Origin of the sequence: Siminovitchia acidinfaciens (assembly GCF_003605385.1) — a bacterium.
Classification (GTDB): Bacteria; Bacillota; Bacilli; order Bacillales; family Bacillaceae_C; genus Siminovitchia; species Siminovitchia acidinfaciens.
In genome coordinates, this window is sequence record NZ_QYTV02000005.1 from 1 (window position 1) to 14115 (window position 14115).

The 14115-nt window shown below is 43.1% G+C and carries 10 protein-coding genes and 1 other annotated feature; of the genes, 1 reads left to right on the forward strand and 9 read right to left on the reverse strand.

Features of this window, described 5'->3' with window-relative positions:
• Positions 1-82: 82 nt before the first annotated feature.
• The 8 genes from D4T97_RS12070 to aroC all read right to left on the reverse strand — a co-directional run bounded on the left by D4T97_RS12070 (position 83) and on the right by aroC (position 11043).
• Positions 83-916: a sulfurtransferase gene (locus D4T97_RS12070; protein WP_126051008.1), complete on the reverse strand. Its 834-nt coding sequence runs from the start codon at positions 914-916 to the stop codon at positions 83-85.
• A 22-nt stretch (positions 917-938) separates the two neighbouring features.
• Positions 939-4541 (reverse strand): dynamin family protein, encoded by a 3603-nt coding sequence (locus tag D4T97_RS12075; protein ID WP_164525564.1) that lies wholly within the window; start codon positions 4539-4541, stop codon positions 939-941.
• 101 nt (positions 4542-4642) lie between these two features.
• Positions 4643-5161: an isoprenylcysteine carboxyl methyltransferase family protein gene (locus tag D4T97_RS12080; protein ID WP_126051010.1), complete on the reverse strand. Its 519-nt coding sequence runs from the start codon at positions 5159-5161 to the stop codon at positions 4643-4645.
• Positions 5161-6243 (reverse strand): type III polyketide synthase, encoded by a 1083-nt coding sequence (locus D4T97_RS12085; protein ID WP_126051011.1) that lies wholly within the window; start codon positions 6241-6243, stop codon positions 5161-5163. Before D4T97_RS12085 ends, D4T97_RS12080 begins: the two co-directional genes overlap by 1 nt.
• A gap of 39 nt (positions 6244-6282) precedes the next feature.
• Positions 6283-7566: a 3-phosphoshikimate 1-carboxyvinyltransferase gene (aroA, locus tag D4T97_RS12090; protein WP_408021607.1), complete on the reverse strand. Its 1284-nt coding sequence runs from the start codon at positions 7564-7566 to the stop codon at positions 6283-6285.
• A gap of 18 nt (positions 7567-7584) precedes the next feature.
• Entirely contained in the window at positions 7585-8688 is a 1104-nt protein-coding gene (locus D4T97_RS12095; protein WP_126051013.1) for a prephenate dehydrogenase, read from the reverse strand.
• Positions 8689-8711: 23 nt separating this feature from the next.
• Entirely contained in the window at positions 8712-9788 is a 1077-nt protein-coding gene (gene hisC / locus D4T97_RS12100) for a histidinol-phosphate transaminase (RefSeq protein ID WP_126051301.1), read from the reverse strand.
• Positions 9789-9870: 82 nt separating this feature from the next.
• On the reverse strand, positions 9871-11043 hold the full coding sequence (aroC, locus tag D4T97_RS12105; protein WP_126051014.1) for a chorismate synthase: 1173 nt from the start codon (positions 11041-11043) through the stop codon (positions 9871-9873).
• A gap of 61 nt (positions 11044-11104) precedes the next feature.
• Positions 11105-11337 (reverse strand) — a binding site (T-box leader).
• A gap of 308 nt (positions 11338-11645) precedes the next feature.
• On the opposite strand from aroC, the gene D4T97_RS12110 reads away from it, so the two are divergent.
• Positions 11646-12734, forward strand: coding sequence for a bifunctional 3-deoxy-7-phosphoheptulonate synthase/chorismate mutase (locus tag D4T97_RS12110; RefSeq protein WP_126051015.1), 1089 nt, complete (start codon positions 11646-11648; stop codon positions 12732-12734).
• 160 nt (positions 12735-12894) lie between these two features.
• Here D4T97_RS12110 and D4T97_RS12115 read toward each other — a convergent pair whose 3' ends face one another.
• Positions 12895-13782: a DMT family transporter gene (locus tag D4T97_RS12115; RefSeq protein ID WP_126051016.1), complete on the reverse strand. Its 888-nt coding sequence runs from the start codon at positions 13780-13782 to the stop codon at positions 12895-12897.
• Positions 13783-14115: the final 333 nt, after the last annotated feature.

Here is a 14115-nt window from a genome sequence, read left to right on the forward strand (position 1 = left end):
GAATACCGAGTTCAGACCTTGAAAGTTGCTTAATAAAAAATATGTCTAACTTTTCGGGGTCACTTCATCTCGCAAGCCCTGTCTAAATTTCTCCTTTTTCAACTATATTTTCAGGATAAGAAATCCAATCGGAATAGCTTCCAGCGTAAAGTTTGACCTTGTCAAACCCTGCTTCCATCAACGCAATGACATTAGGAGTGGCGGTCACTCCTGATCCGCAGTACACGATAATCTCATCGCCGGGATTCAGATTGGAAAACCTGTTCATTTGTTCTTCACGGTCTTTCCAAATCCCCGCTTTCAAGCCATCTGTCCATTCACAATTAACAGCTCCTGGTATATGGCCAGGTTTGGCATCCAGCGGTTCAACTTGTCCGAGATATCTTTCCCTTGCCCTTGAATCGATTATTACAGTGTTTTGATTTTTTATTGCTGATCTGACATCCGAAACATCAGCGATCATGGATTCGTTCAACCGGACCGTGAATTGGACGGGATCAAACTCCAGCTCAATATCAGTTACCGGAAAACCGGCGTCTTCCCAGCCTTTCATACCTTCATCCAGTACATAGACTTCCGGATGGCCCATGTATTTTAATAACCACCAGAAACGGGAAGCAAAGCAGCCTTCCCCAGCATCGTATGCAACGATTGTCGTTTTATCATTTATGCCTGCTTTTTCAAGCTTTTGTTTAAACTTTTGAATTTCCGGCAGCGGGTGTCTGCCGCCATGTTTTTGGACTTCATCAGACAAATCCTCAGCCAGGTCAAAGTGGACTGCACCTGGAATATGCTTTTCCCAATACGTTCTTTTACCATATGAAGCATCATTCAGAGAATATGTGCAATCTACAATCCGGACATTATTGTCCAAAAGCTTCTCCTTAAGCCATTCCCTTGGCTTAATAAAAAACATAATCCTATCCCCCTTCGGAAAGTCATTCATCTGCAGATAGAGATTTTCGAATTTCCTTCCAATGGCCGATTTTATTATTATCTTCGATTGCGAGCAGCCATGCATCGTATTGACCATTGATATCGTCTTTGATGTTTCTTATCAAGTTATCAAATTCGGCCGCAAGTACTTCCTGGTAGTGCTCATCCAATTTTGAAGTACCTTGTTGTAAATACTCGTCAGCTAGAGGGGAAAGAAGCTCTTCCAACGATTCTTCCATTAATTTCTTTTCATTTTTTTCAAAAAAGGCTTTTGGATTCCTAAAGTATTTGTACGCAGCGGCAAAATATTTCCGGTCAATCTCCTTAAAAGCCGGGATAAAATCAAGTGTATCTGCCTGGCCGATTTCAGGGACCGAGACCATCAAGTTTTCATCCACGGACTGAATGTCCCTATAAATCTGCTCGAATCGTTCTTTAAGCAACTTTGTAGCAAAATGCTCAATTCGTAAAGAAGTCGCACGCAGCTCCTGAGCAAAATCAAAGCCAGAGGCTTCCAAATAATCTTCCAAAGCATTTTTCAATGAATCTCGTCCGCCATTTTGCAAGGCCGCGGGGTTAAAAGCTTCCTTAAAAAAGTCCGGCAGCCTATAAAAGACCCTTTGCTTAACATAATGGACGAGCTCCCGAACCTCTTGCGAAAGCCTATCAGGCATTGCCGCCTTTCCAATGCTGCCGAGCCATTCATTGAGCTCGGCTCTAGTTTTAATGAGGGCGCTCTTACGTGCAGCTTTCTTGGATTCGTCCTCATCAACCGAAGCAATCATTCGATCAAGCATATTTAATGCACGCTCATATTCCGCCTCAGCGGATTGAATCGCCATTTTCGCCAAATCATGCTCCAGGAAGTGTGAGAATGCATTAGTAAATTCTGCTATATTGGATATTTCCCTGGTTTCTTGCGATTGAGCCAACTTGCTGGACAAACCAAAGATCCTAGGGAAACGGATGCCATAATCCGTCAGTTGACTTCTGACATATGTCAATACGTCATTAACTTCATCATCGGAAGAGGCGAGGTCAATGGCGTTGACAAGAAAGAACATTTTATCAAGTTCAAAAGCATCTTTCACCCGGCCGAGTTGGATCAGGAATTCTCTATCCGCTTTTGAAAATGCATGATTGTAGTAGGTCACAAAAAGAATCGCATCAGAATTTTTTATATAATTGAATGCTACACCTGTATGCCTTGCATTGATTGAATCTGCACCAGGTGTGTCTACAAGTGTGACTCCTTTCCTAGTAAAGTCACAATCATAATATAGATCAATCAGTTCAACAAAACATGACTGTGATTCGTTTGCGACAAACCCCTGGAAATCATCAATTCCAGTAATGATGGACTCGCCGAGCCTGCTTGAAAATTGTTCATATCCCGACTTAAATGCACTCAAGAAAGAAAGGTGGACCTTCTCCTTCCCTTCTCCTTCTTTTTGAGAAAGAACTGAAGGGATAAGTCTAAACGCTTCTTCAAGCGTCTGACATTCCTTTCCGAAAAGCCGTAATGATTGTTTGACGTCTGCCAGCAGGTCATCCTGTTCTTTTAACCGCACTAAAGCTGTGCCATGCGGATAGTTTTCAGTAGGTGGGCAAATGCGGTTTATTGCTGCCGTTGTCGGGTTCGGCGACACAGGAAGAACCTTTTCTCCGAGCATTGCATTGGCAAACGACGATTTCCCGGCACTGAATGCACCGAACAGAGCAATGGTGTAATTGTTGTGATTAAGGCGCGACGCCTTCTGATCGAGCTGTTCCGTAATTCTCTCAAAACCTTTTTCTTTTGAAAAATATGAGACAGCCATATTGAGCTTGCGAATGATCTCTTTTTGAGGAAGTATTTCGTCTTCCTCTTGAACAGGGTTCAATGGTTCAATCTGATTTAATTCCGTTGAATTGATTTCAAATTCGAACGACTCTTTATCGTAAACATTGACATCTTTATTTAATTGCTCCCACACACGCCGAAGTTTTTCTAGATTCTCATCTTCTCCGCCCGTCGGCTCTTCGATAATGTTAGCTTTATCCGCATAATGTTCGTCAAGCTTACTAAGCTCTTTGAGGGCATCGGCCACTTTTACAACATCAGCTTCAACGGACTGGACAGCTTCCATTTCTTTCTTTGCTTTTTCTTCAATGGCTCCCGCTATCTGTTCCTTTAATCGATCAGACTGAATAATTGCGGCCCTTTTTAACTGATTGGCCAATCCTTCCGTGTAGTTAAGCACATATTCACCTGTTACACGTGCACCTTTATTGATGACCGAATACAGCAGGTCATCTTCAAAATCAACTTTTAGGCTTTGGGCCTGGGATTCAAAATCTCCCCTTGAAAGTGAGCTTTCCTGAAGCTTTTTGGCCATCAGTTCGCGCAAATGCCACTCCAGCTGCAATTCCACTTGATGTCGGACACTGTCAGCAAATGCTTTGAGGCGTACGGACCTTTCTTCCTCGGTCTTTTTCCTGCTCATAAAAAAGCCGATCTTGAAATCAGGCTGTGCGGATTCCAAGAAACTTTCCGCCTGCTGCCTTATTTCGTATGGCATCAAGTAAGCGTTCTTTAGCAGCTGTTCCCTTTCTTCTTCAAAGTCTTCAATCCATTTCTCTGCCTTATTAGACAGGCTCTTAATTTTGTCCTGGAGACGCTCTCGTTCATTGAATATGCGGGTAATCTCCTCTTCTTCCAACCCTTTAATGATCTCCATATACGGATGGGCAGCCAGCATCTTTTCTTCTTCAAGCCAATTCCGATGCTCTTCTATCATTTGGTGAAAAGCCACTTCGATGGTGTTGCTCATCCAGTTTTCGTGATTGGCAATGGCATCGTGGATCAGTGACTTTACATCCTGGAATTCATTGAACACGTGAGTCGGGTTTTTTAATGTAGTGAAGAAGATTTCTTCCGGGTAGACATTCCATGCTGCAAATGATTCACGGACCGAGCGTTTGAATTCCTCGAAAGGAAGCTCGTCATCATTATGTTTGTCAATTTGATTGATAATCAAATACAGTTTGACACCATGCTGCAATAAATTTTTAGTATATAAGAAATTCAGTTCAGACTGTACGTGATGATAGTCCATCACATAAAAAACGATATCCGCCAAATGAAGGGCCGATTCTGTTGATATCCGGTGGGCATCATCCGTCGAATCAACCCCAGGCGTATCCATAACAGTAATCCCCGGCGGAAGCTTGGAGTCCGGCTTTCCTATTTCAACCTCAATCACTTCTCCACTTTTACAAAACTCTTTCACAGTGTCGAAATCATAAGGGGCTTTAAATAAGAGCGGTTTCTCATCCTTATAATATACTTTTGCAAATTCTTCTTCTGCATCATGAACCTTTACGAGATTGGCACTCGTTGGAATCGGGCTCGACGGAAGAATTTGTTCACCGATCAATGCATTGATCATAGTTGATTTTCCAGCTGAAAAATGACCGCTGAAGGCGGTAATAAATTCTTTTTCATACATTTTTTTGAGCAGCTTGGCTGCTTTTTCAGCACGTTCTGAATCGCCATTTTGCTGAAATCTCTCTAACAGCGTAAGTGCTTTTTTAAGCTGCACTTCATTTATGGATCTTTCCATTACCTGTACCATCCTGTTGACAATCCCCTTACTTTTTCTTTTCCTATCTCCCATTTTACCTAATTAATCGCCATTTTCATATAGCCTGGCTCAAACTTATACTAACGGGTACGATAATCGGTATGTTCACGTAGAGCTTTTTCCTCCGCTGGAATCCTAACAGCCAGGATGAGACGATTCAAAATAAAAAAGATGACCATAGTCAAGTAGGCCTGAAAAATGAGAGGTATGAGGATTAATTCAGTGGTGACGATCAGGTAATTTGGGTGTTTAATATATTTGAACGGCCCCTTGTTTACCGATTTCGCCCCCGGGAGCACGATAATCTTTGTATTCCAATACTTCCCTAGCGTTAAGATGACCCAAACTCTAGCTGCCTGTGCCAACAGGAAAACAAACAAAAGCATCACCCAGTATGGACTGATTGTACGATTGAAAATATTTATTTCTATGATTAGTGTAATAAAAAATCCGATATGCAGGAGGACCATGAAAGTATAATGCTTTTCTCCATACTCCTTGCCGCCGCGCTCTTTCATCCAGCGCTCATTCCTTCTTGCCAACACAAGTTCAAACAAGCGCTGAAGGATGACAACAGTCAAGAAAATAGTCAGGAACATCATTCCCACCTGACCAATAGAAGCTCTGAACTGAAACCTGGCCCAAGAGCAGTGATGATACCATATTCCCCGCCTTTAACATCTTTACGCAGAAATTGTTCGAGGACAAATAAAACTGAAGCAGATGACATATTCCCATAATCTCGAAGGACATTTAAAGATTCCGCTGTCTTTCCTTCGGGGAGCTGTAAAGCTTCCTCATAGGCCATAATTACTTTTTTTCCTCCGGGATGAGCGATAAAATGTTCGACGTCACTTATTGCCATTTGTTGTTCTTCCAAAAATCCCGATACGTTGGGCTCAAGCCAATTCTCTATGATAGACGGGATACTCTTTGAAAACACTACAAATAAGCCCTCATTCTTAATGTCCCAGCCCATCACATCAAGGGAATCATTCAGCAAAGTGGATTTTGTATCAATCACTTTTGGCAGCGGGCGACTGTTCAATGATCGACAATCAGCTTCTGAACCTACGACAAGTGCGGCGGCAGCCCCATCGGCAAAAAGAGAGGTTCCGATCAAATTGCTTTTTGAAAGATCGGCTTTCTGGAAAGTCAGACTGCAAAGTTCAACGGCTACGACAAGTACTTTGGCGGAAGGGAATGCGCGGCAATACTCATTGGCCCTGGAAAGACCAGCCGCTCCTCCAGCACAGCCCAATCCCCAAATAGGAATTCTTTTCATATGCCTGGAAAACGGAAGCGCATTCATAATTCTTGCATCAAGACTCGGTGTAGCAAGTCCCGTAGTACATACCATGATAATCGCATCAATTTCGCCGTATTCCACCTTAGATTGAAGTAATGAGGACGTTAGGCAGTTATCAATGGCCTCGATAGAAAGCTCCACCGCCGACTCAATAAAGGCATCATTTTTTTCCGAAAACGAATGATCGTTTTGGTACCATTCAATATTTTTGGCAATATGCCTCTTTTCTATTTCACCATTGTGGAAAACCTTTAGCAGCCGTTCTATGTTATTGGCCGATTGTGAAAAAAGATGCCTGGCAAATTCCATGGCATCTTTTTGTGTAATTTCATTTTGAGGGACTCCTGTTCCGACTGACAGAATGTACGGCATATGAATATCCCCTTTCTTTCTTTCCCATTTATGAGAAAGTCAGGATTTCAATTCTTTTAGATGTTGAAAGAAATTCGGATATGATATGGAGATGGCTTCGCTGTTCTCGATGACAGTCTCGCCTTTTGCAATACACGAGGCAATTGCAAGCATCATCCCGATACGGTGGTCCCCATGACTATTGACAACTGCAGGCAGGAGTTCCGTACCGCCATGGATAATCATACCGTCTTCTGTTGCTTCAATTTTTGCACCCATTTTAGAAAGTTCATCGACGACAGTATCAATACGGTTTGTCTCTTTTACCTTCAGTTCGGCCGCATCTTTAATTACGGTTCTCCCTTTCGCTTGGGTAGCTGCCAATGCGATAATCGGAATTTCATCGATCAATCTCGGGATAATATCCCCGCCGATTTCTATTCCCTTCAAAACTGAAGTTTTGATAGTGATATCGGCTACAGGTTCAAAATTATTTGAATCAGTTTCTTCTATTAATATATCCGCGCCCATTTCTTCCAGCACTTCTAGTATTCCTGTTCTGGTAGGGTTTATTCCTACATTTTTGATTTTAAGCTCACTATTTGGAACAATCGCACCCGCTATAAGGAAAAAGGCCGCCGAAGATATATCTCCAGGTACTTGTATAGTTGTGCCTTTTAAATCTTGTTTTCCTTTAATAGTTGTTTTTAATCCATCCACTTCCACCTGACAGCCAAACGCCGTTAGCATTCTTTCAGTGTGGTCGCGCGATGTCTGCGGTTCAATGACCGTCGTCGTCCCTTCAGCTTGGAGACCGGCCAACAAAATTGCTGATTTGACCTGTGCACTGGCAACAGGGGATGCGTAATCAATCCCTTCAAGCCCGCCACCTCTTATGCTGATCGGGGCAAAACTGCCATTTTCACGGCCATCTATTTTCGCTCCCATTTGTCTAAGCGGCCGTGCAACCCTGTCCATTGGCCTATTGGTTATGGAATCATCTCCAATGAGACAAGTGTGAAAAGGGGCCCCGGCCAAAATTCCGAGCATTAATCGAATGGTCGTTCCTGAATTTCCTACATCAAGAATTTCATGAGGCTCTTTTAATCCGTCAAACCCGGTTCCGTCAATCTCCACATATTCGCCTTCTTGACTGATCTGAACACCAAGCTTCCGGAAACAATCAATCGTATTTAAGCAATCATCCCCAGTAAGCAGGCCATGTACCTTAGTCTTTCCATCGGCAATTGCACCGAGCATGACAGCCCGGTGAGAAATTGATTTATCACCAGGCACTCGAAAAGTGCCGCTCAATTGAATATCGCCTTCTGTTTTTAATGATATTGTCAACGGACTTTCCCCCTACATATTTAAATAGGTCTCAAAATCATTTTGTTTTAGGCAATCATTTGCTTTTTCTCTGTCTTCCTCTGTTTGGAAGCTTAACCGAAGCACCCCGAAAACATCTTCACGTGCTTCGAGGATTCGGATATTTGTCAAACTGATTCGTTCTTCGGCCAATAATGTGGTGACATGGGATATGATCCCTGGCGTATCGAGAACATCGACATACAAGTCGTAAAAAGCATCGATTGCACCTCTTGCACGGACAGGAAGTGAATCCCTGTATTTTTTTGCATCAGAAAAATAATTATACAAGTTGTTTTCATCGCTTTCCTGGACAAGAGTTTTAACAAAGTGCATCTCCTCTATCCATTCATCGATGAGGGAAAGCAGACTCGATTGGTTATGTTTGACGATATCTCTCCACATGGCGGGACTGCTTGAAGCAATACGGGTAATATCCCGGAAACCGCCGGCAGCAAGCCAACGGACGCGTTCATTTTCCCCCGCATGACTTTCCACCTGGCGAACAATGCTCGCAGCAATCAAATGAGGCAGATGGCTTACAACCCCCGTTACCATGTCATGCTCCTCCGGCTCCATGACGACAAAGTTTGCCTCTGTCCCTTTCAGCCAGTTTTTCAATTCGGACAATTTTTTTTCCTCTATATCTGAAGTTGGAGTCAATATATAAAATGCATTTTCAAATAAATGTTCCCTGGCGCTTCCAGCTCCGGATTTATGGGAACCGGCCATTGGGTGGCCACCGATGAATACAGCCCCTTTTTCACGCAACACTGCCGATTTTTGCATTATTTTTGCCTTAGTGCTGCCGACATCAGTAATGATTGCTTCCGGTTTTAACGGCAAATCAGCCAACTGATAGATCTTTTGTTCCACTTCCTCAACCGGACAGGCTAGAATAATCAAATCACTAGATATTGCTTCACTTTCAAAAGAGTCTGCACACATATCAATAATGTTCATTTTTGCAGCCAATCTGCAATTTTCTTCATTCAAATCATAGCCGATAATATAAGCATCGGGATGTTCCTTTTTAATGGCTAATGCAATTGAGCCGCCAATCAGCCCCACCCCGATTATTAAAACTCGTCTGTCCAAGTTCTATTTTCCTCTCTGTCTTTCTAGTGTGCGACTAGGACCATTTTTCCAATCAATTCAAATAGCTCCCTGTTTTCTTCCTCTGTTCCGACTGTGATACGGACACCGTTCGGAAACGGTCTTACAGTAAAACCTCTTTCCAATAAGTATTGGAAGACACCCATACTTTCTTTTCCGGGGAAAGAGACAAATATAAAATTCCCTTGGGAAGGATAAAATTCTATATTATGCCGCCCGCAAAATTCGTAATATTTTTGAAGCTCGAGTGCATTTGCACTGACACTCTTTTCAACAAAGTCCAAATCTTTCAATGCAGCAAGAGCGGCTTGTTGCGCGAGTACTGATGTATTGAACGGCAATCTGACAACCTCCAATTGCTGTATGAAGGAGGCAGCTCCAATTCCATAGCCAATACGGAATGCCGCAAGCCCGAAGGCTTTAGAGAAAGTCCGCAATACCATTAGATTGTCGTACTTTTTAAGAAGTGGAATCGTTTCAGGATAATCATCCGCCGTTACGTACTCATAATAGGCCTCATCCATGACAACTAGAACGTTGGACGGTACAGCCCGTAGAAATTGTTCAAGTTCTTTGTCATCCACATACGTCCCGGTTGGATTATTCGGGTTACAAATCCAAACGACCTGGGTGTTATCATCTATTTTTTCAGCCATCGCCGGCAGATTATGACGTCCATCTTTCAAAGGCACTTCACGGATTTCTGCGTTTTGTACAACAGCATTATGGCGATATTGTGGAAAAGTTCCTGACGCCATGACAGTGTTGGAGTTTTCATCCAGCAAGGCTCTACTGATAATTTGAATCATTTCATCCAGGCCGCTGGAAAAGATCAATTGATCTTCTTTCACTCCCGTGTACTCCGCAACTTCTTTTCTAAGTGTTGCCGCTGCTCCATCCGGATAGATTGCGAAATTATCTATGGATGAAATCGCATCGCTCACAAGCTGAGAAGTTCCGTATGGATTTTCGTTTGATGCAAGCTTGACAATTTTCTCCAACCCATATTCCCGCTTTACTTCATCACTTGATTTTCCAGGGGCGTAAGCTTTTAAAGACAACAATTGGGGTCTTACTTTTATGTTCATCGTTATCCCACCTTATATTGATTGTTAAGGTTCAGCAGCGCCTGTTGCAAGCAGAACAAGCGCAGCAACTTTTCTCTTAAAACTCCCTTGTATATTCTTTATATTGATTAATATTTTCTTCGATGGCATCCATACGATCGTGTCCGAAGTGTTCCAATACGGCAGCCGCCAATTCCCACGCAACCACCGACTCGGCAACAACACTGGCTGCCGGAACTGCACAACTGTCAGATCTTTCAATACTTGCCTTAAAAGGCTCCTTCGTATCGATGTCAACACTTTGCAGCGGTTTGTAAAGTGTCGGAATCGGCTTCATAACCCCTCTTACTACAATCGGCATCCCGGTAGACATGCCGCCTTCCAGTCCTCCTGCATTGTTTGACCCTCTTGTGTATCCTTTTTCTTCATCCCAAAGTATTTCATCATGGACCTGACTTCCCGGTTTATGTGCCGCTTCGAATCCTATGCCAATTTCAACACCTTTGAATGCGTTGATGCTCATTACAGCTCCCGCCAACTTGCTATCAAGCTTTCTGTCGTAATGCACATAGCTGCCAACACCGGCCGGCATTCCTTCAACCACAACTTCAACAATTCCGCCAATTGAGTCACCCTGCTCTTTTGCATCGTCAATGGCACGCATCATTTTTTCCGCAGCTGTTTCATCCAGGCAGCGAACAGGTGATGCTTCCGATCTTTCCTTCAATTCATCAATCGTTCCATACTCGGCATTTTCGGCACGGATCCCCCCTATTTCCAAAACATGTCCGGCGACTTTAATACCCAGCTGTGCAAGGATAATCCTCGCAACTGCCCCCGCAGCAACTCTCACTGTCGTTTCCCGTGCAGATGAACGCTCGAGTACGTTTCTCATATCTCTATGTCCGTATTTTAAAGCTCCATTCAGATCAGCATGCCCTGGACGCGGACGCGTTAGCTGCCTTTTTACTTCTTGTTCTTCTGCCTCATCAAGCGGTTCAGCCCCCATAATTTTCGTCCAGTGTTTGAAATCTCGATTTTCAACTACAAGTGTAATTGGAGATCCGAGAGTTTTCCCATGACGCACACCGCTTAAAATTTGAACTTCATCTTTTTCTATCTGCATCCTTCTACCACGGCCATAGCCTTTTTGGCGTCGGGATAATTGTTCGTTGATCATTTCCGCAGTCAGCGTCAACCCCGCGGGTACTCCTTCTAAAATAGCGGTCAACTGTGGACCGTGTGATTCTCCAGCTGTTAGATATCTCATTTGCAATGCCCTCCAATAGTTTGAATCTATTCTATAAAAATAAAAAAACGCCCCTGCATATAGCAGGGACGATTATTTATCGCGGTACCACCCTCATTGCGGAAATACACTTTCCGCCTCTCAAACAGATAACGGCTGCTACCGTCTTTTCATACTGGCTTGAACCCAGTCAAGCGTTCCTAAAAGAAGCTCAAGGAAGTAATTCGCAATTCATCTTTGTGCTGATTTTCACCCACCATCAGCTCTCTGGAAAACAGGGAGATGAACACTACTTTGTCCTGTCATGGCTATTTTCAAAGTTATTTAACATTAATTTTTACCACATAAAGTTTTGCTTGTAAAGCCAATTTATACATTTTCACCGTTAATGAAAAAAATTGTTCATATTTACCGGCTATTGCATTTTAGCGTCGGTGCTATAATTAAAAATAGGCAAACAATTTAAAAAATGCACTTGACAAGAAATCAAATACAGTTTAATGTGTTGAGCTATCAATAAAAATTATAACACACATGCTTTACAGCGTTGAAGTCCTAAAGTCGTTTTTTTAAAAAAACTTCAATTGCCGTGCTGCTGTGAATAAATCAGGGAGGGCTTATCGTTGTCAGAACTAGAAGCTTTACGTTCTCAAATCGAAAAAACCACATTGCAAATTTTGGAACTGTTGAACGAAAGAGGCCAAATCGCTCAAGAAATCGGCAAAATGAAAGAAATGCAGGGCGTGAAACGCTTTGATCCTGTACAAGAGCGGAAGCTTTTGAATATGATTGCGGATCACAACGAGGGCCCATTCACTACATCTACAGTACAACACATTTTCAAACAAATCTTCAAAGCAAGCTTGGAATTGCAGGAAGATGACCATCGTCAAGCATTGCTAGTATCTAGAAAGAAAAAGCCGGATGATACGATTGTATCGATCAATGGTGAAAACCTCGGGGATGGAAAAGCTCATTTCATCATGGGACCTTGTGCCGTTGAAAGCTACGACCAAGTAAAAGCTGTTGCCCAGGCATTAAAGGCTCAAGGATTAAAACTCTTACGTGGTGGAGCTTTCAAACCAAGAACTTCACCATACGATTTCCAAGGCTTGGGATTGGATGGCCTTAAGATTTTAAGGCAGGTGGCCGATGAAGAAGGCTTGGCTGTAGTCAGCGAAATCCTCAACCCTTATGACATGGAAGCGGCACTTGATTATGTCGATGTCATTCAAATCGGCGCCCGCAACATGCAAAACTTCGAATTATTGAAAGTTGCCGGTGCAGTCCGCAAACCTGTCTTATTAAAACGAGGTCTTTCTGCAACAATTGAAGAGTTCATGTATGCTGCCGAATACATTCACGCACAAGGAAATGATCAGATCATCCTTTGTGAAAGAGGAATTCGCACTTACGAAAAAGCGACAAGGAATACACTAGACATTTCCGCTGTTCCAATCTTGAAGAAAGAAACACATTTGCCGGTTGTAGTTGACGTTACACATTCAACAGGCCGTAAGGATCTTCTCCTTCCTGCTACAAGAGCTGCAATTGCCATCGGTGCAGATGCTGTCATGGCAGAGGTCCATCCTGATCCTGCAGTGGCACTCTCAGATTCCGCACAGCAAATGGACATTGACCAATTCAATGATTACATGAAAGAAGTAAAAGCATTTGCAGGCAAAATCGAAAAAGAACCTGCGAACGTTTAGAATAAAAATCCAGGCCGTCCAGAAAATCATTTTTCAGTGATTTTCTGGACGGCCTTTCTCAATAACACTTATTTTTTTGTGGAAAAATCCCCACCAATGTCCAAATGAAATAACAAATGTTTTCTCCCATTCAGATTGATGGAGTAAGCTATCTGCCTTTTTATGCAGCTAACCTTCCACTCTTCTTTCTCTCATAACTTATGACCAAAATGGATGATACAATTATGAGAGCTCCTGCCAGTTGTCCCCCATTAAGCTGTTCGCGAAAAAGAATCATGCCGATCATTGCAGCGGCAACCGGCTCGACAGTCGCCAAAATGGAAGCCGTACTCGTTTCAACTTTATTTAACCCGTATGTGTAGAGCAAATAGGCGAATACTGTCGGTAACAAGCCTAACCCTGTCATATATAGCCAGCCTTCGAGCGGCATTCCAGCAGCCTTTTTCCAAAATGGAAAAAAAGGTAGCAGACAAATGGACGCTATTAAAAAAGTATAAAGAGTAATAGTCATTGAGCTGTAATTTCTTAAAGCCACTTTTCCAAAAATACTGTATAGCGCATACCCTAATCCTGAACATAAACCTATCAGGAATCCAACCACAGTCCAATTTCCGGTACTGCTGTCACCAGACAGAGCAATAACAGCACATCCTGTCACTGTCATCAAAACTGCAGCCCCCTTTTGCCCTGTCAGTTTCTCTTTTAAAAAGACGGCTGAAAAGACAGCAACAAACGCCGGCCCGGTATAAAGCAGCATGACCGCAATTGAAATGGACATCATATTCATCGCGGTAAAATATGCCCAATTAAAAAACACAATACTAAAAAGCCCCGTACCGATAAAATACCATATATGCCTTAATTGTATTGTTAATTGGTTCATTGAAGCTGTGGCCATAGCAATTGGAATAAGACAAATGAATGCACCGGTCACGCGAATTGTCACGATTTCCATTTCCGTAAAACCATAAAAAGTCAGCTTCTTTACAAAAATCGCAAGGGTCCCCCATAATAATGCGCCTGCAATGACAGCAAACCTGGCTAACATTTTTCAATCCCCTTTTCCATATGGCAATCAGACCAAGAACAAATGTGCAAGAGCCTGTTTATCGACGTACAGACTGAGCTGAAATGCGGAAGCCGGCAGCTTAGGGGCGGCAAGCGCTGGCAGGCTCAGAACGCGACATCCTGGCGTCGGAGGGCAAGCCAGTGAAGGCGTTCTTTGACTTCATTGGCTTGACCGAAGCGACCTTGAGCCCCTACCGGCTGTAGGTAGACAGCCGAAATGCGGAAACGCCTTGATCAGCCCCGACAGGCAGAAGACAATTCCCGAGGAGGCAGTACTTCAGCCACCATAGGGAAGCTACTGACTTCAATCACA